At 62.9% G+C, this 13,994-nt stretch carries 22 protein-coding genes; 13 read left to right on the top strand and 9 right to left on the bottom strand.

Annotated features, from left to right (window positions below; all coding sequences use genetic code 11):
* Positions 1–20: 20 nt before the first annotated feature.
* The 4 genes from NKJ78_RS23315 to NKJ78_RS23300 all read left to right on the top strand — a co-directional run bounded on the left by NKJ78_RS23315 (position 21) and on the right by NKJ78_RS23300 (position 2,803).
* Entirely contained in the window at positions 21–728 is a 708-nt protein-coding gene (locus NKJ78_RS23315) for a transglycosylase domain-containing protein (protein WP_050588540.1), read from the top strand.
* Between the two features lie 153 nt (positions 729–881).
* Positions 882–1,064, top strand: a complete 183-nt coding sequence (gene rpmF, locus NKJ78_RS23310; RefSeq protein ID WP_008834724.1) for a 50S ribosomal protein L32 — start codon at positions 882–884, stop codon at positions 1,062–1,064.
* Between the two features lie 197 nt (positions 1,065–1,261).
* Entirely contained in the window at positions 1,262–2,209 is a 948-nt protein-coding gene (locus NKJ78_RS23305; RefSeq protein ID WP_023737377.1) for an agmatinase, read from the top strand.
* A gap of 192 nt (positions 2,210–2,401) precedes the next feature.
* Positions 2,402–2,803 (top strand): hypothetical protein, encoded by a 402-nt coding sequence (locus NKJ78_RS23300; protein ID WP_023670154.1) that lies wholly within the window; start codon positions 2,402–2,404, stop codon positions 2,801–2,803.
* Positions 2,804–3,050: 247 nt separating this feature from the next.
* Here NKJ78_RS23300 and NKJ78_RS23295 read toward each other — a convergent pair whose 3' ends face one another.
* From NKJ78_RS23295 to NKJ78_RS23285, 3 genes are all read right to left on the bottom strand, one after another.
* Entirely contained in the window at positions 3,051–3,482 is a 432-nt protein-coding gene (locus tag NKJ78_RS23295) for a GlcG/HbpS family heme-binding protein (RefSeq protein WP_023690074.1), read from the bottom strand.
* 175 nt (positions 3,483–3,657) lie between these two features.
* Positions 3,658–3,891 carry a hypothetical protein gene (locus NKJ78_RS23290; RefSeq protein WP_023670152.1) on the bottom strand — a complete coding sequence of 78 codons (234 nt, stop codon included), beginning with the start codon at positions 3,889–3,891 and terminating at the stop codon, positions 3,658–3,660.
* 79 nt (positions 3,892–3,970) lie between these two features.
* A complete protein-coding gene (locus NKJ78_RS23285; RefSeq protein ID WP_352459719.1) occupies positions 3,971–4,498 on the bottom strand; it encodes a winged helix-turn-helix transcriptional regulator in 528 nt (175 codons plus the stop codon).
* A 114-nt stretch (positions 4,499–4,612) separates the two neighbouring features.
* Here NKJ78_RS23285 and NKJ78_RS23280 point away from each other — a divergent pair, with 114 nt between their 5' ends.
* From NKJ78_RS23280 to NKJ78_RS23260, 5 genes are all read left to right on the top strand, one after another.
* Entirely contained in the window at positions 4,613–5,446 is an 834-nt protein-coding gene (locus NKJ78_RS23280) for an alpha/beta fold hydrolase (protein WP_352459720.1), read from the top strand.
* Between the two features lie 116 nt (positions 5,447–5,562).
* Positions 5,563–6,219 carry a glutathione S-transferase family protein gene (locus NKJ78_RS23275; RefSeq protein WP_023737380.1) on the top strand — a complete coding sequence of 219 codons (657 nt, stop codon included), beginning with the start codon at positions 5,563–5,565 and terminating at the stop codon, positions 6,217–6,219.
* A 5-nt stretch (positions 6,220–6,224) separates the two neighbouring features.
* Positions 6,225–6,551, top strand: coding sequence for an ArsR/SmtB family transcription factor (locus tag NKJ78_RS23270; protein ID WP_023699361.1), 327 nt, complete (start codon positions 6,225–6,227; stop codon positions 6,549–6,551).
* Positions 6,552–6,574: 23 nt separating this feature from the next.
* The gene (locus tag NKJ78_RS23265; protein WP_050593101.1) at positions 6,575–6,949 is read left to right on the top strand and encodes a nuclear transport factor 2 family protein; all 375 of its coding nucleotides are present in this window, start codon (positions 6,575–6,577) and stop codon (positions 6,947–6,949) included.
* Positions 6,950–6,965: 16 nt separating this feature from the next.
* Positions 6,966–7,430, top strand: coding sequence for an SRPBCC family protein (locus NKJ78_RS23260; protein WP_023715031.1), 465 nt, complete (start codon positions 6,966–6,968; stop codon positions 7,428–7,430).
* 29 nt (positions 7,431–7,459) lie between these two features.
* Here NKJ78_RS23260 and NKJ78_RS23255 read toward each other — a convergent pair whose 3' ends face one another.
* The 3 genes from NKJ78_RS23255 to NKJ78_RS23245 all read right to left on the bottom strand — a co-directional run bounded on the left by NKJ78_RS23255 (position 7,460) and on the right by NKJ78_RS23245 (position 9,285).
* Positions 7,460–7,723, bottom strand: a complete 264-nt coding sequence (locus tag NKJ78_RS23255; protein WP_023706277.1) for an ArsR/SmtB family transcription factor — start codon at positions 7,721–7,723, stop codon at positions 7,460–7,462.
* A gap of 32 nt (positions 7,724–7,755) precedes the next feature.
* Positions 7,756–8,994, bottom strand: coding sequence for an MFS transporter (locus NKJ78_RS23250; protein ID WP_023683997.1), 1,239 nt, complete (start codon positions 8,992–8,994; stop codon positions 7,756–7,758).
* A 96-nt stretch (positions 8,995–9,090) separates the two neighbouring features.
* Positions 9,091–9,285 (bottom strand): DUF1192 domain-containing protein, encoded by a 195-nt coding sequence (locus NKJ78_RS23245; RefSeq protein ID WP_023670145.1) that lies wholly within the window; start codon positions 9,283–9,285, stop codon positions 9,091–9,093.
* A gap of 146 nt (positions 9,286–9,431) precedes the next feature.
* On the opposite strand from NKJ78_RS23245, the gene NKJ78_RS23240 reads away from it, so the two are divergent.
* From NKJ78_RS23240 to NKJ78_RS23230, 3 genes are all read left to right on the top strand, one after another.
* The gene (locus NKJ78_RS23240) at positions 9,432–10,442 is read left to right on the top strand and encodes an NAD(P)H-quinone oxidoreductase (RefSeq protein ID WP_031253468.1); all 1,011 of its coding nucleotides are present in this window, start codon (positions 9,432–9,434) and stop codon (positions 10,440–10,442) included.
* Positions 10,443–10,797: 355 nt separating this feature from the next.
* Entirely contained in the window at positions 10,798–10,938 is a 141-nt protein-coding gene (locus NKJ78_RS23235) for a DUF1127 domain-containing protein (protein WP_023670143.1), read from the top strand.
* Positions 10,939–11,264: 326 nt separating this feature from the next.
* Positions 11,265–11,957: a DUF1013 domain-containing protein gene (locus NKJ78_RS23230; RefSeq protein ID WP_023670142.1), complete on the top strand. Its 693-nt coding sequence runs from the start codon at positions 11,265–11,267 to the stop codon at positions 11,955–11,957.
* Between the two features lie 63 nt (positions 11,958–12,020).
* On the opposite strand, the gene NKJ78_RS23225 is transcribed toward NKJ78_RS23230, so the two are convergent.
* From NKJ78_RS23225 to NKJ78_RS23215, 3 genes are all read right to left on the bottom strand, one after another.
* Entirely contained in the window at positions 12,021–12,740 is a 720-nt protein-coding gene (locus NKJ78_RS23225) for a helix-turn-helix transcriptional regulator (RefSeq protein WP_023683994.1), read from the bottom strand.
* Positions 12,741–12,866: 126 nt separating this feature from the next.
* Positions 12,867–13,277: a hypothetical protein gene (locus NKJ78_RS23220; RefSeq protein WP_031253469.1), complete on the bottom strand. Its 411-nt coding sequence runs from the start codon at positions 13,275–13,277 to the stop codon at positions 12,867–12,869.
* A gap of 181 nt (positions 13,278–13,458) precedes the next feature.
* The gene (locus NKJ78_RS23215; RefSeq protein ID WP_023670139.1) at positions 13,459–13,629 is read right to left on the bottom strand and encodes a hypothetical protein; all 171 of its coding nucleotides are present in this window, start codon (positions 13,627–13,629) and stop codon (positions 13,459–13,461) included.
* Positions 13,630–13,832: 203 nt separating this feature from the next.
* Here NKJ78_RS23215 and NKJ78_RS23210 point away from each other — a divergent pair, with 203 nt between their 5' ends.
* On the top strand, positions 13,833–13,994 hold the full coding sequence (locus tag NKJ78_RS23210) for a hypothetical protein (RefSeq protein ID WP_023737386.1): 162 nt from the start codon (positions 13,833–13,835) through the stop codon (positions 13,992–13,994).

Genomic DNA, 13,994 nt, shown 5'->3' with positions numbered 1-13,994 from the left:
ATGAAACCGAGGGGTTTGAGATGGCGCGACCGAGGCGCGTGAACCGCGCCGGTCTGAAGCGCCTCGCCCGGCGTTGCCTGGTCGTCGCCGCCGTGTTGGCGGCGATACCCGTTGGGCTGACCTTCCTCTATCTGCCGTCCTTCGTGCATCCGATATCGACCTTGATGGTCAAAGACCTCGCGACATTTTCCGGCTACGACCGGCGCTGGGTGTCGATCGACGATGTGTCGCCGGTGCTGGCCAATTCGGTGATCATGTCGGAGGACGGTCAGTTCTGCTTCCATCGCGGCATCGATCTCGGCGAATTGCGCGGCGTCGTCGACGATGCGCTGGCCGGCGAGGCGACGCGCGGCGCCTCGACCATCACCATGCAGACGGTGAAGAACCTTTTCCTGTGGTCGCGGCCGCTGGGCTCGGTGCGCAAGGTGGTCGAACTGCCGCTGGCCGTCTATTTCGACGCGGTGATGTCGAAACGGCGGATCATGGAGATCTACCTCAACATCGCCGAATGGGGGCCGGGCGTTTACGGCATCGAGGCGGCGGCCCAGCATCATTTCGGCGTTTCGGCCAAGCAGCTGTCGCGGCGGCAGGCGGCTTTGCTCGCCGTCTCGTTGCCCAATCCGATCGCGCGCAATCCGGCCAAGCCCGGCCCGGGTCTGCGGCGGCTCGCGTCGCTGATCGAACGCCGCGCCGGCCGTTCGGGCGCGTATGTCGGTTGTCTTGATTAGGTCGAACCGCTGCCAGTTCAAAAAAAATCGCCACGGTGCTGGCCAAAACGGCGCAGGGCGTGTATAGGCACCCGACTTTCTCAGATTATGGCCCTGACGCGGCCCTTTCACGAGGGCTATCGGGGCATTTTGACCATGTAGTGGAGCATATCCATGGCCGTTCCGAAACGAAAAACCTCTCCGTCCAAGCGCGGCATGCGCCGCTCGGCCGACGCTCTCAAGGCCCCGACCTATGTCGAGGACAAGAATTCCGGCGAAATGCGCCGCCCGCACCATATCGACCTGAAGACCGGCATGTATCGCGGTCGCCAGGTGCTGACGCCCAAGGAAAGCTGAGACCAGCTTTCGAAGGGTTTGAATACCAAAAGAACCGGCCATTGGCCGGTTTTTTTGCGTTTGGTGCGCCGCGCCGCCAACTATGCCAAAGACCGGGCGTCCGTGGCGATACAAGCTGCGGGGGCGGTGCTGTATTGAGTCCGCATGCCTTGTCGCGGCGCTTCCGCGCGATGATCGACCGGCTTCAGAGGGACCGCATGACCAAGCTCACCACAGCACCCCGCGATATCTTCCAGACCTTCATGAACTTCCCGCTGGTCGAGGACCTCGATGCGCTGAAGGCGGATGTCGCCATCATCGGCATGCCTTACGGCAGTCCCTACACGATCGACGAGCTGGTCAACGACCAGACCAAGGCGCCGACCGCGGTGCGGCGCGCCTCGCAGCGCATCAGCCTCGGGCTCGACCGCTATGATTTCGACATTGGCGGAACCCTGTTCGACGGGGAGGACGTCAAGGTGGTCGATGTCGGCGATGTCCCCGGCGATGCGGCCGGCAGCCACTACAGGTTGGCCGAAACGGCGATCCGCAAGATCCGCGTCGCCGGCGCCTTGCCGATCACCATTGGCGGCGATCACGGCATTCCGATCCCGATCCTGCGGGCGCTTGATGGCGAAGGGCCGATCACCCTGGTTCAGATCGATGCCCATCTCGACTGGCGCGACAATGTCAACGGGGTCAGGGAAGGCTATTCCAGCCCCATCCGCCGCGCTTCGGAGATGGCGCATATAGCCGGGATTTTCCAGCTCGGCATCCGCGGCCAGGGCAGCGCCCGGCTCGAGGAGGTCGAGGCGGCCCGCGCCTACGGCTCCAACATCGTCACCGCCAATGAATGGCAGGATATCGGTACGGCGGCGCTGCTCAAGCGCATCCCGGACGGCGGCCGCTATTACCTGACCATCGATGCCGACGGTCTCGATCCCGCTGTCATGCCGGCGGTCGAAGGGCCGGCGCCTGGCGGCATCAGCTACCGGCAGACGATCGAGCTGATCAAGGGGCTGTTCGCCAAGGGAAGTGTCGTCGGCATCGACATCGTCGAGATCGCGCCGGCGCGCGACGTCAACGAGATCACCTCGATGACCGCCGGCCTTTTCATCCTCAACGCTATCGGCGCCGCCGTGCGGACAGGCCAGTTCAAGCGCTGAATCCCGGCGTGTCGGTGGTCAGCCGGGGCAACTGTGGCTGACAGGGTTGTTTCGCGCGGTCTTTTTCCGTGTTTGCGGGCGCTAGCGAAAAATCTTGACGGCGTGCCTGCGGGGCATTCTACAGAAGGTGCCCCATTGTTTAGGCAATTCCTTGGGAAACCGCTTTCCTGGAATTGCTAGAGGAGACGCCTGATGTTCGGTGCCATCCCGCTGCTGATCGTGCCCTTCGTGGCCTACAATCTCGGACTCCTCGGAATATTCGGCAGCGGCGACGATCCGTGGGCGACCGAGATCTTCTCGTTCAGCATGATGTCGGGCGGGGTGTTCTCGATGACGCTCGGCGACCTGATGGTGGTGATCGGGCTGATCTTCCTGTTCCTCGAAATGGTGAAGTCGGTGCGCACCACGAACGCCTCGATCATGGACCATCTGTTGTCGACGCTGGTCTTCGTGGCGTTCCTGGTCGAGTTCCTGCTGGTGAAGGGCGCGGCGCACTCCGTCTTCTTCACGCTGATGGTGATCGCCCTGTTCGATGTGCTGGCCGGGTTTTCGGTGTCGATGCGGTCGGCGAGTAGAGACATAAATTTGAACTAGCCGCCTTCGTTGGATGGTCGCATCCGTTCGCGATTGGCGTGGCTGCTCTTTCTGGTCGTCATCCTGGGGCGAAGCAGGAGCGAAGCGACGCGGCGCAGACCCTGGGATCCATTGCGTGAAGCTAAGGCGTTGCAACGGTTCAGAATTCTGCTCCGCTTACACTTGCGGCAAAGGTCGCGGCATGGATCCCAGGGTCTTCGCGACGGAGTTTCGCTCCTGCTTCGCCCTGGGATGACGAAGCTCCCCCTCAGCCCGGATCGGCGGTGAAGCCCGCCGCTTCGATGCCGGCGATGGCGGCGGCTTCGTCATTGTCCGACGTATCTCCCGAAATTCCGACGGCGCCGATGACGGCGCCTGCCTTGTCGCGGATCAGCACGCCGCCGACGACCGGCAACACGCGTCCACCCGAGACGTCGGAAATGCCGGCGACGAGATGCGGCCGCTCCTTGGCGAAAGCCTCGACACGGCGCGAGCCCATGCCGATGGCGAGCGCGCCATAGGCCTTGCCGGCCGACATTTGCGGGCGCAGGAACGAGGCTCCGTCCTGACGCTGGAAGGCGACGAGATGCGCGCCGGCGTCCAGCACGGAAACGCCGAGCGGCTTGAGCTTCAGCTCGGCGCCCTTGGCGAAGGCGGCGTCGATGATGTGCTTGGCTTTTTCGAGGGTCAGTGCGGTCATGGCTGTCTCCTGATCAAAACGCGTCAATCATCGACCTGACATGCGGGATGCGAAATCCCGGTTGCGGTTGAAATTGCTTCGCGCGGGAAAGCGGAAATGGCGGGCATTGCTGATCGTGGCACATGGCGGATACGATCCGCCGGCATCCAGATGGCGCGTCGATGAAGAGACCGAGTTATTTTTTCTTGGCTCGGGCCGCTTTCTTGACCGGAGCGGCGGGTGCGTTGGCGAGGTCTTCCGCTTCCTTGGCAAGGCGCAATGCCCGGAGCTTGTTGGTCTTGGCCTGGCGGGCGTCGGCCTCGGCGACATACTCCGCCATCGCCTTTTGCCGCACCGTGGCTGCCTCTTCCTGCTTCTTGAAACGCATATCCGCCCGGGCGCGGGCAGTATCCTTAGAGTTCTCGACCAAGAGCGTTATCCAATCCCGTAAATTATGTTTTTCAGCCCCTTGATAGCAGAGCCGGCCTGATAATGGGGAAATAAGTTGGTCAAGCGGCCGGGGCCTCGATGCCGCTCGACGCCTTGCGGGCGACCACCGCCTCATATCCGGCCTGCAATGTAGCGCGGACGGAAGGCCCCGCGGGTGTGGCGACAGGCATGCCCAGATGGTCGTGGCGCAACTCGTCCATGAACTGCTCCCACATTGGCGGACCGCCTTTCTCCAGCAGTTCGGCGCGGATCGAAAGCTCCTCGCTCACCGGCAGCCAGACGCGGCCCCAAGCGCCGAGATGCGCCATGATCGGCACCAGCGTGATGGCCATCTCGGTCAGGCTGTAGATCGCCTTCTGCTTGTGCGAGGGGTCGTCGGCCTTGGTCAGCATGCCGAGTTCCATCAGCCGCTTCAGCCGGTCGGCCAGGATATTGGAAGCGATGCCCTCGATCGAGCCGTTGAGCAGTTCGCGAAAGTGGCGTTTGCCGCCAAAAATCATGTCGCGCAGGATGATCAGGCTCCAGCGATCGCCGAACACTTCCAGCGACAGATTGATAGGGCATCCCGAGCGGTGTTCGGTTTTCATCCGACTCTCTCCAAAAACCAGTTGCATTATCGTATCAGTTTTATTATCGTGCAACCGATTGCAAAACGCAATCAGTTTGATTGGCCTTTGATTGGCCCATGCGAGGAGAGTCCCATGACACGGGCAGCAGCACCCGAAATCGTCTCCCAGACGTTTGGGGATCCCGTCGATCCAACCGTTCTGCTGATCATGGGCGCCATGGCCTCGATGCTGTGGGGGCCGGAGGCGCTCTGCAAAAAACTCGCCGGCGAGGGCCGTTTCGTGATCCGCTACGACAATCGCGATACCGGCCTGTCGACCAAATATGCGCCGGGCGAGCCGCCGTATACCTTCGACGACATGGCGGACGATGCGGTGCGCGTCCTCGACGGTTGCGGCATCGGCAAGGCGCATGTGGTCGGGATGTCGATGGGCGGCATGATCGCGCAACGACTGGTGTTGAAACATCCCTCGCGTGTCATCACACTGACGGTGATCAGCAGTTCGCCGGTGGGGATCGATACATCGCCCCTGCCGGGGACGACCGAGGCCTATATGGAGCACTCGGTCGATGGCGCCAAGGTCGATTGGTCGGACCGCGACCAGGTGATCGGCTTCGTCGTCAAGGATGCGCGTGCGATCGCCAGCACCGCGCATCCCTTCGACGAGAAGGCGATGCGCGCGTTCGTCCAACAGGACTACGACCGATCCGGCGGCTTCCTGAGCGCGACTAACCATTTCATGCTGAAGAGCTGCGAGGATCTGAAAGGACGCCTGCGCGAGATCAAGGTTCCGCTGCTCGTCATTCACGGGACATCGGATCCGATCTTTCCGGTCGAGCATGGCGCAGCCCTTGCCGACGCTGTTGCCGGCGGGCGGCTTGTCCGCGTCGAAGGCGGTGGCCACGAACTGCATCCCGACGACTGGGGCACGATCGTTGCCGCCATCGTCACGCATACCAAGCCCTGAAGGCAGTCTCGAACCTTGACACATTCGCCTCACGGAAATAGTTAAGTAAATGCTTCAGTGTTGGCGCTGGCTGGCACCGCTCCAGTATCGACGAACCGCAAACAGACGAGCAAAAAATGTCCCTGACGTTCCATTTCCATCCGCTGGCATCGTTCTGCTGGAAACCGCTGATAGCGTTTTACGAGAACGACACGCCCTTCACGCCGGTTGTCGTCGACCTCGGCGACGAGCAGTCGCGGGCAGCGTTCCTGAAGGTGTCGCCGACCGGCAAGATGCCGGCGCTGCGTGACGATGCACGCAACCGCACGGTGCTGGAATCGACCATCGTCATCGAATATCTGGCCGCGCATTATCCCGGGCCGGTCGAGCTCATTCCGGCCGAGGCCGACCTTGCCCTCCAGGTCCGCCAGGCCGACCGTTTCTACGATTTCTACGTGCAGGCGCCGATGCAGAAGATCGTCGGCGACAGGTTGCGCCCGCAGGACAAGACCGATCCGTTCGGGGTCGATGAGGCGCGCGCGCAACTGCGCAACGCCTATGCGATCATCGAGGAGGAGATGCGCTCGAAACTCTGGGCGGCCGGGCCTACCTTCACCATGGCCGACTGCGCGGCCTCGCCGGCGCTGTTCTACGCCAACAAGGTCGAGCCATTCGGCGACAGCTATCCGGCCCTGAAACACTACCACGACCGCCTGCTCAAGCGGCCGTCCTTCGCCCGGGTGGTCGAGGAGGCGCAACCCTACTTCAAGTTCTTTCCCTACAATAACGGCTGATCGCGATGCTGCACGATCCCGCCCAGCTCGACCTGATGTTCCAGGCGCTCGCAGACCCGGCCAGGCGCAGCATGGTCGAACGGCTGTCGCGTGGGCCGGCCTCGGTCAGCCAGTTGGCCGAACCGCTGGCGATGTCGCTGTCGGCCGTCGTCCAGCATCTCAACGTGCTCGAAGCAAGCGGGCTGGTGCGCTCGGAAAAGCTCGGCCGCGTGCGCACCTGCCAGATCGCGCCGCAGGCGCTGCGCAGCGCAGAACACTGGATCAACGAACGGCGGCTGACATGGGAGCGTCGGCTCGACCGGCTCGGCGATTTTCTCGCCGGGACCGAATGACCTGAAGCAGAGGAGAAATGACCATGCTCGGCAAAAGCAGAGCGGAGTTGATCCGCGGCTATTTTTCCGCCTACCAGGCGAATAACAAGGCTGCCGTCGCGGCGGTGCTCGCCGACGATTTCACCTTCACCAGCCCCTATGACGACGCCATCAACCGTGCGACCTATTTCGAGCGCTGCTGGCCGGACAGCCCGGCCTTCAGCTCGATCGTCATCGAGCGGATATGCGAGGACGAGGACGCCGCCTTTGTCCTCTATCGCTGCGAGACGGCGGACGGAAAGACCTTCCGCAACACCGAACTGCATCTGTTCCATGACGACAGGTTGCGCGCCGTCGAAGTCTATTTCGGCGCGTCCTATCGCGACGGCGTCTTCGTCGCGCAGAAACCATCAAGCTGACCAAGAGGACCTGACCATGGCCGAACGATCCGTCGTCCACTCCACCTTCGTCCTCGAGCGCCTCTATCCAGTTGCACCGGCGAAAGTCTATTTCGCGCTCAGCGATCCGGCCGCCAAGCGGCGCTGGTTCGCCGACCCCGACAACCCGATGACCCACAGGCACGAAATGGATTTTCGCGTCGGCGGCCAGGAGGTCAATGCCGGCGGGCCGAAGGACGGGCCGATCCACACCTATACCGCCACCTATCAGGACATCGTGCCCAACCAGCGCATCGTCTACAGCTACGACATGCTGTTCGGTGATGTCAGAATCTCGGTTTCGCTGGCGACAATTGAGCTTCGCCCGGAAGGCACGGGCACGCGTCTGGTGCTCACCGAGCAGGGCGCGTTTCTCGATGGGCACGACACACCGTCATCTCGCGAGCATGGTACCGGATTCCTGCTCGATGCGCTGGGCAAGGCGCTGGCAACGGACACTTGAAAGCCAGGGAGGCGAGCTGGAATCTCGGCCTATGCTTCCCAGAACTGATCAAGCCAAATATTGAGCTTGAGGAAGCCGGCACTGCTGACTGTATAGACCCGCCTCGTGCCCTCGGCCTTGGCCTGAACCAGACCGGCGTCCAGCAACACTTTCAAATGCTGGGACACGGCCGGGCGGGAGACTGGCAGGCCCGAAGCCAGTTCGTTGACGGTTTTCGGGCCACGCCGGAGCTCTTCCAGAAGATAGCGCCGGTTGGGGTCGGCAATCGCCATGAAGGCGTCAGAAAAGATCATGCCTATACTTGTGGGGCAAAGCTTTTCAAATCTCAACCGTCGGCTTCCGCTTTTCTGAGCCGCAGTGCTTCAGGGGTGACCGAGCGATCGGCTGGCTGGGTCTTGAAGGCATCGCGGTCTTCGATCGGCACCGGCGCCCGGCGGCTGATGCGCAGCAGCGTGTAGGCGGCGAGGCTGAGATGTGCCAGCGCGGTGGCCAGGAACAGGCCTTCTGGGCGAAGCCAACCCATCAGGGCGGCAGCCAGCAAGGGCCCGATCATCGTTCCGAAGCCATAAAGAAGCAGCAGGCCGCCCGAGACCTTGACGAAATCCTCCGATCGGGCGTGGTCGTTGGCATGCGCCACGGCGATCGAATAGAGCGTGTAGGCAAAGGCGCCGTAGGCGGCGGCGAAGACAATGACGAGGACGGCGGAACGCGGTTCGAACAGGAAGATCAGGATGGCGAACAGTGCGGCGCCGAAAGCCGCGCCCGCCAGCACGAAACGGCGGTCGGTCTTGTCGGAGAGGCGTCCGGCCGGAAGCTGCATGGCCGCGCCGGCAATAACGACAAGGCTCATCATCAGTGCGATCTGGGCGGTGGAGATGCCGATACGGGCGCCGTAGACGGCGCCAAGCGTGCCCCAGGCGCCATTGGCGATGCCGACCAACAGGCAGGCGATCGCCGACACCGGCGAGTTGGCGTAGAGACCTTTGACATCGAGCTTGACGTCCTGCAAAGGCTTGGGAGACGAAGCCGACGACACCGCGGTCGGGATCAGCGACAGGCAGAACAATATGCCGGTGATCATGAACAGCGACGCCGATCTGACGTCGCCGCCCGCAACGATCATCTGGCCGCCCATGATCGAGGCATAGGTGACCATCATGTAGAGGCCGAAGACGGTGCCGCGGTTCTCGTTGGTGGCCTTCTCGTTCAGCCAGCTTTCGATGACCATGAAGGCTCCGGCCATGGTGAAGCCGGTGAAGGCGCGCAGCAGGATCCAGACATATTCGTCGATGATCAGGCCGGTAAGCAACGCCACGATGGCGCCCGAAGCGGCAAAGGCGCCGAACGCCCGGACGTGGCCGGCGCGGCGTACCAGGCGAGGTGCGAAGAAGCAGCCGGTGACGAAGCCACCGGCCCAGGCCGTGCCCATCAGACCGAGCGATGCGGTCGAAAACCCTTCGAGCTGGCCGCGCAACGGCAACAACAGGCCGTGCAATCCCGAAGCCGCGAGCAGGAAAGCGGTGCCGCGAAGCAGCGAGAGGATCGGCCTGTAGCTTGCAAACATTGTTTGATCCGTCTGGAGATTCGGTAGCGGGGTCTGAAGACAGGCGCATTCGGGCTTTTCGGCGGCGGATGCTCAACGCCGAAACTAACGCGAAAACTAGCCGCGGCGAAACAGGGCTTCGGCCGCCGATTTGGTGCTGCCCTTGGTCTGGAGCTCGGCTTCCAGCCGGGCAATCTCCTCGCGCAGGATGCTGATCCGTTCGGTAAGGTCACCGACCGAAAGCAGCGACAGATCCTGTCCGATCTCATGCGGGCGGGCTTTCTTCTTGGGTTCGTCGTCGAAGATCGCCATCGTCGCTCCTCCCTATTCAGTATTGGGCTGATTTGGCCATTTGCCTGATCCGGCAATCAGCATACATAGGGCAGGGGCGCAGATGCAAACAGCCGGCAAGAAGCTGGCAGCCGGCGACAGACCGGCGGACCGAGACGGGAAATTTCATGGCGAGCGGACATAAAATTCCAGCCACAATGACGGCCATCGCAATCTCGCAACCGGGCGGGCCGCGGGTGCTGAAACCGGAAACGCGCGACGTGCCGGTGCCTGGTCCCGGCGAAATCCTGATCCGGGTGCGTGCGACCGGCGTCAACCGCCCCGACGTGCAGCAGCGCAAGGGCGCCTATCCGGCGCCGCCCGGCGCTTCCGACCTGCCCGGTCTCGAGGCATCGGGCGAAGTGGCCGCCCTTGGCGACGACATATCGCGCTGGCGCATCGGCGACCGGGTCTGCGCGCTGACGCCGGGGGGCGGTTATGCCGAATATGTCAAGGTTCATGCCGGCAGCGTGCTGCCGCTGCCCGCCGGCTTCACCCACACGGAGGCGGCGGCGGTTCCGGAAAACTATTTCACCGTCTGGCACAATGTGTTCGAGCGCGGCGGCCTGAAAAAGGGTGAGACGCTGCTGGTCCATGGCGGCTCATCGGGCATCGGCACCACGGCGATCCAGCTGGCGTCGGCCTTCGGCGCCTATGTCGTCACCACCGCCGGCAGCAAGGAAAAATGCGACGCCTGCCTGAAACTCGGCGCCGACCGGGCGATCAACTACCGCGAGGAGGATTTCGTCGCGGCGGTCAAGGATGCGACCGGCGGCAACGGGGCCGACGTCATTCTCGACATGGTCGGCGGCGACTATATCGCGCGCAACTACGAGGCCGCCGCGGTCGAGGGCAGGATCGTCCAGATCGCCGTCCAGGCCGGCGCGGTGGCGAGCGCCGATTTCTCGAAAATCATGGTCAAGCGGCTGACCCACACCGGCTCGACGCTGCGGCCTCGCACGGTCGAGTTCAAGGCGGCGCTCGCCGCCGCACTGGAAGCACAGGTGTGGCCGCTGCTCGGCACCCGGAAGGTAGCGCCGGTGATGGACATGATCTTCCCGCTGACCGACGCCTGGCGGGCGCATGAGCGCATGGAAGAGGGCGAGCATATAGGCAAGATCGTTCTCGACGTCGGCTAGATGGGGCGAGATTCAGGTGAGGCCGGCCTGCGAATGGCGGCTCCCTGCGCTTCCGGCCTTCGCCGGCCGAAGCCCTCATGAGGGGTTGCGGCAGTTAAGGCTACGGCCGGCGTAGGCCGGTGCTTCGTACTGAAGTACGCTCCGCTCCGGTTCTCGGGAGCCACCATTCTCGGCTCGGCCTGACCTGAACCTCGCGCCATGCTCCGCGCTCAGCCTGTCGGCAAGATGAACAGAAGCTTAATGCTGCAATGCAGCATTTGCATTGCGGCTATGCAAAGACGTCTGTTCAATTCGTGGGCAGTCCTGCCTATCTAAGCGTCATCGAAACGATTTGATCCAACAACTGGAGGACACCATGAACCCGATCCGCGCTTTCCGTAACTGGCGTATGTACAACGAAACCGTGCGCGAGCTGAACAAGCTCAATGCCCGTCAGCTCAGCGATCTCGGCATCAGCCGCGGCGACATCGAGAGGATTGCCCGCAAGGCCATCTAATTCGAAGCCTGGTCGGCCGATGAGGCCTGACCACGCGGCAGAAGCAAGAGCCGCCGCAGACGGTATCCCGTCGCCGGTTCCGAGCCCGCTGGACCCTGTCCGGCGGGTTTTGTCGTTTTGGACCCCTGTTACAACTCGGCATCAATGATCGTCGGAGCCGAGGTCCTCCCGGCCTCCCCCGCTGTCCGGTGTCCGACGGCTGCGCCCTGCGCCAAAAACATTGCGAAACGGCAGCGGAGCGGTTATACAGGCCGCGAATTTCCCATTTTGGTGGCTCTAAACCACCGCCCGCGCGGGAACGCGGGCGAACGAGAAGGATTTTTGAAATGGCCAATACGCTGCTGATGCCCAAGGCGACCGCCGTCTGGCTGGTCGACAACACCGCGCTTTCCTTCGAGCAGATCGCGCAGTTCTGCGGGTTGCATCCGCTCGAGGTCAAGGCGATCGCCGACGGCGAATCGGCGCAGGGCATCAAGGGCATGGATCCGATCATGACCGGACAGCTGACCCGCGACGAGATCGCGCGCGCCGAGAAGGATCCGAACCAGCGCCTGAAACTGTCCGACCCCAAGGTGCGGGTGCCGGAATCCAAGCGCAAGGGTCCCCGCTACACACCGCTGTCGAAGCGCCAGGACCGGCCCAACGCCATCCTGTGGCTGGTCCGCAACCATCCGGAATTGAAGGACGCGCAGATTTCGCGCCTGGTCGGCACGACCAAGTCGACGATCGAACAGATCCGCGAGCGCAAGCACTGGAATTCGGCCAATCTGCAGCCGATGGACCCGGTGACGCTGGGTCTCGCTTCGCAGATCGACCTCGACATGGAAGTCAACCGCGCCTCGCGCGGCCGCGAGCAGGCGCAGCCTGTCGGCGACACGCTGCTGCCGGCTGCCGTGACCGAGCGCCTGGTGCCGGCGCCGGAGAAGCCGAAGGACGAGGATGCCGAGCTCGACGCAAACGCCGTGTTCGCCAAGCTCTCGGCGCTCAAGTCCAAGAAGGAAGATGCGGACGACGAGTAAGGTTTGCGACAGTTCATCAAAAAAGCCCGCTTCGAGCGGGCTTTTTCATTGATTATCGAAGTCTCAGCTGCGCGCCGCCCGGTCCGGCGTCATGCCATAGTCCTCCGAGCGTTCGACGGCGCGGTAGAAGTCGGCAAGCTGCTTGCCGCGCTCAGGCTTGAAGATGCGGCCGGCGATGACCACCGAGGCGATGCGGTCGATGCGGAAGGCGCGGAAATCGTCGCGCATCTCGCACCAGGCAACCAGCGTCCATACCTTGCCCCAGAACCACAGACCGAGCGGACGGATGTCACGCCCGGTGCCGCGGCCGGCCTCGTCGCGGTAGTCGATGGTCAGCACCTGTCGCTTCTCGACAGCGCGCTCGATCACGTCGATCGCCTCACGCGCGGCGTCGCTCACCACCCACATCGGCGTGTGGATCTCGGTGCGGGCGATGCGGTCCTTCTCGGCGTCGGGCAGGACGGCGCCGATCTTGACCAGCGCCTCGTCGGCCGCACGCGCCATGGCCGCGCCGCCAAAGGCCCGCACCATGCGGGCGCCGGCGACCAGCGCGACGATTTCGTCACGCGTGAACATCAGCGGCGGAAGGTCGAAACCCTCCCTCATCATGTAGCCGACGCCGGCCTCGCCGTCGATCGGCACTCCGGTCGACTGCAAATCGGCGATATCGCGGTAGATGGTCCGCTCGGAAACCTCGAGCCATGTGCCGAGCTTCTGGGCGGTGACCAGCCGGCCGCCACGCAGGTGCTGCACGATCTGAAAGAGCCTGTCGGCACGTCGCATCGTATGGTCCCTCGGCTGCTTGTCTATGAATGTCATGGTCCCAAAACCGGTTCCGGGTGACATCCATGTCCTGTTTTATGCTTGTCGTTCTCCCAAAAACCGCTGCGCACTTTTGGGCGACACGCATTATGGTTTAAGTCCTTCGCGCTTGCGCTGCACGGCGACGAATTCCGCGCCGAAGGACAACTTCTTCGTTGTCGGCGTGTTCACGTCGAGCACACGCCAGTACGGCGTGATATCGTTCAGCGTCATGCCGCGTTCGAGATCCTCATTGGCGGCTTCGGCGACGGTTCGCAGATGATAGCCGATGGTGACCGGACATGTCACTTGCGCCCCATGCTCGATGGCGAGCGCGGTGCGCAAGGCGCGTACATCCATCTCGAGGCCGCTGGGGATCGTGCGGATGAAATCATCGACCTGACGGGCCGTCGGCACCAGCATCGGCTGGCCCTCGACGACGTCGCCCATTGTGCGTGGCGTCGGCTTCACGCCGTTGACGCCCGGCGTGTTCAGCCTGTCGTTCCAGCTTTTCACCATTCATGTCTCCTGACACGTTTATGGCATGGTGCTCCTGACAGCATTCTGTCAGGAGCCTTCAGCATTGTCCGTAGCAGGCGCCAAAAGTCTTTGCGCCAGCCCAAGGCGTCGCCGCCGGGGGTCCATGTCAATGATCCGGGCGTTGCGGGGTCCGCATCCAAGCATTGTCATGTAAAACGCCTCAGATCTCGCGAATGCGGCTGTGACCCTCATACATATCCGGCCAGCCAATGTCCTTGCGGATGTCCGCCGGCAAGGAGTTCAGGAAGCGCTGGGTACGGACTTCATTGCGCATCGTGCGGATCTTGCCGACATAGTGCTGTACGCTGTTCAAAATACCAAAGCTGTTCATGACCATCTCCTCTTCTCTGATGGAGACACTATCGCATACCCCTCCTGACAGCAGTCTGTCAGGAGCATGTCAGCTCGTTGAAGAAAGCTGCGAGGTGCTTCGCGGTCGGTTCGGAACGAGCCTTTTGTCAGGAATGGCCAAGTCGACCGAGACCATGCAAGAACCGCTTTGACAGCCTGTCGCGATGCTGCTCAAAGGCGGGCATGTCGAAACTCCTCGCGCTCGTCATCATCGGCATGATGGCCATTCAGCTGATCAAGCCGCTCGGCTGGCCGGGCCTGAAGCGGCGCGGCGATTTCTGGAAGCTGGCCCTGCTCGCCATGGCGGCCATCGCGCTGGCGGGTGCGCTGGGGCACTGGACATAG

It is taken from the genome of Mesorhizobium sp. M0037, assembly GCF_040323635.1.
Classification (GTDB): domain Bacteria; phylum Pseudomonadota; class Alphaproteobacteria; order Rhizobiales; family Rhizobiaceae; genus Mesorhizobium.
Note: the sequence above shows the minus strand (reverse complement) of the source record. Positions and strands in the feature narration are given on the sequence as shown.

Bases quoted from the DNA above. Each gene is read 5' to 3' on its own strand.
- NKJ78_RS23315 (WP_050588540.1), top strand. From the start codon at position 21: ATGGCGCGACCGAGGCGCGTGAACCGCGCCGGTCTGAAGCGCCTCGCC.
- rpmF (WP_008834724.1), top strand. From the start codon at position 882: ATGGCCGTTCCGAAACGAAAAACCTCTCCGTCCAAGCGCGGCATGCGC.
- NKJ78_RS23305 (WP_023737377.1), top strand. From the start codon at position 1,262: ATGACCAAGCTCACCACAGCACCCCGCGATATCTTCCAGACCTTCATG.
- NKJ78_RS23300 (WP_023670154.1), top strand. From the start codon at position 2,402: ATGTTCGGTGCCATCCCGCTGCTGATCGTGCCCTTCGTGGCCTACAAT.
- NKJ78_RS23295 (WP_023690074.1), bottom strand. From the start codon at position 3,482: ATGACCGCACTGACCCTCGAAAAAGCCAAGCACATCATCGACGCCGCC.
- NKJ78_RS23285 (WP_352459719.1), bottom strand. From the start codon at position 4,498: ATGAAAACCGAACACCGCTCGGGATGCCCTATCAATCTGTCGCTGGAA.
- NKJ78_RS23280 (WP_352459720.1), top strand. From the start codon at position 4,613: ATGACACGGGCAGCAGCACCCGAAATCGTCTCCCAGACGTTTGGGGAT.
- NKJ78_RS23275 (WP_023737380.1), top strand. From the start codon at position 5,563: ATGTCCCTGACGTTCCATTTCCATCCGCTGGCATCGTTCTGCTGGAAA.
- NKJ78_RS23270 (WP_023699361.1), top strand. From the start codon at position 6,225: ATGCTGCACGATCCCGCCCAGCTCGACCTGATGTTCCAGGCGCTCGCA.
- NKJ78_RS23265 (WP_050593101.1), top strand. From the start codon at position 6,575: ATGCTCGGCAAAAGCAGAGCGGAGTTGATCCGCGGCTATTTTTCCGCC.
- NKJ78_RS23260 (WP_023715031.1), top strand. From the start codon at position 6,966: ATGGCCGAACGATCCGTCGTCCACTCCACCTTCGTCCTCGAGCGCCTC.
- NKJ78_RS23255 (WP_023706277.1), bottom strand. From the start codon at position 7,723: ATGATCTTTTCTGACGCCTTCATGGCGATTGCCGACCCCAACCGGCGC.
- NKJ78_RS23250 (WP_023683997.1), bottom strand. From the start codon at position 8,994: ATGTTTGCAAGCTACAGGCCGATCCTCTCGCTGCTTCGCGGCACCGCT.
- NKJ78_RS23245 (WP_023670145.1), bottom strand. From the start codon at position 9,285: ATGGCGATCTTCGACGACGAACCCAAGAAGAAAGCCCGCCCGCATGAG.
- NKJ78_RS23240 (WP_031253468.1), top strand. From the start codon at position 9,432: ATGGCGAGCGGACATAAAATTCCAGCCACAATGACGGCCATCGCAATC.
- NKJ78_RS23235 (WP_023670143.1), top strand. From the start codon at position 10,798: ATGAACCCGATCCGCGCTTTCCGTAACTGGCGTATGTACAACGAAACC.
- NKJ78_RS23230 (WP_023670142.1), top strand. From the start codon at position 11,265: ATGGCCAATACGCTGCTGATGCCCAAGGCGACCGCCGTCTGGCTGGTC.
- NKJ78_RS23225 (WP_023683994.1), bottom strand. From the start codon at position 12,740: ATGCGACGTGCCGACAGGCTCTTTCAGATCGTGCAGCACCTGCGTGGC.
- NKJ78_RS23220 (WP_031253469.1), bottom strand. From the start codon at position 13,277: ATGGTGAAAAGCTGGAACGACAGGCTGAACACGCCGGGCGTCAACGGC.
- NKJ78_RS23215 (WP_023670139.1), bottom strand. From the start codon at position 13,629: ATGAACAGCTTTGGTATTTTGAACAGCGTACAGCACTATGTCGGCAAG.
- NKJ78_RS23210 (WP_023737386.1), top strand. From the start codon at position 13,833: ATGTCGAAACTCCTCGCGCTCGTCATCATCGGCATGATGGCCATTCAG.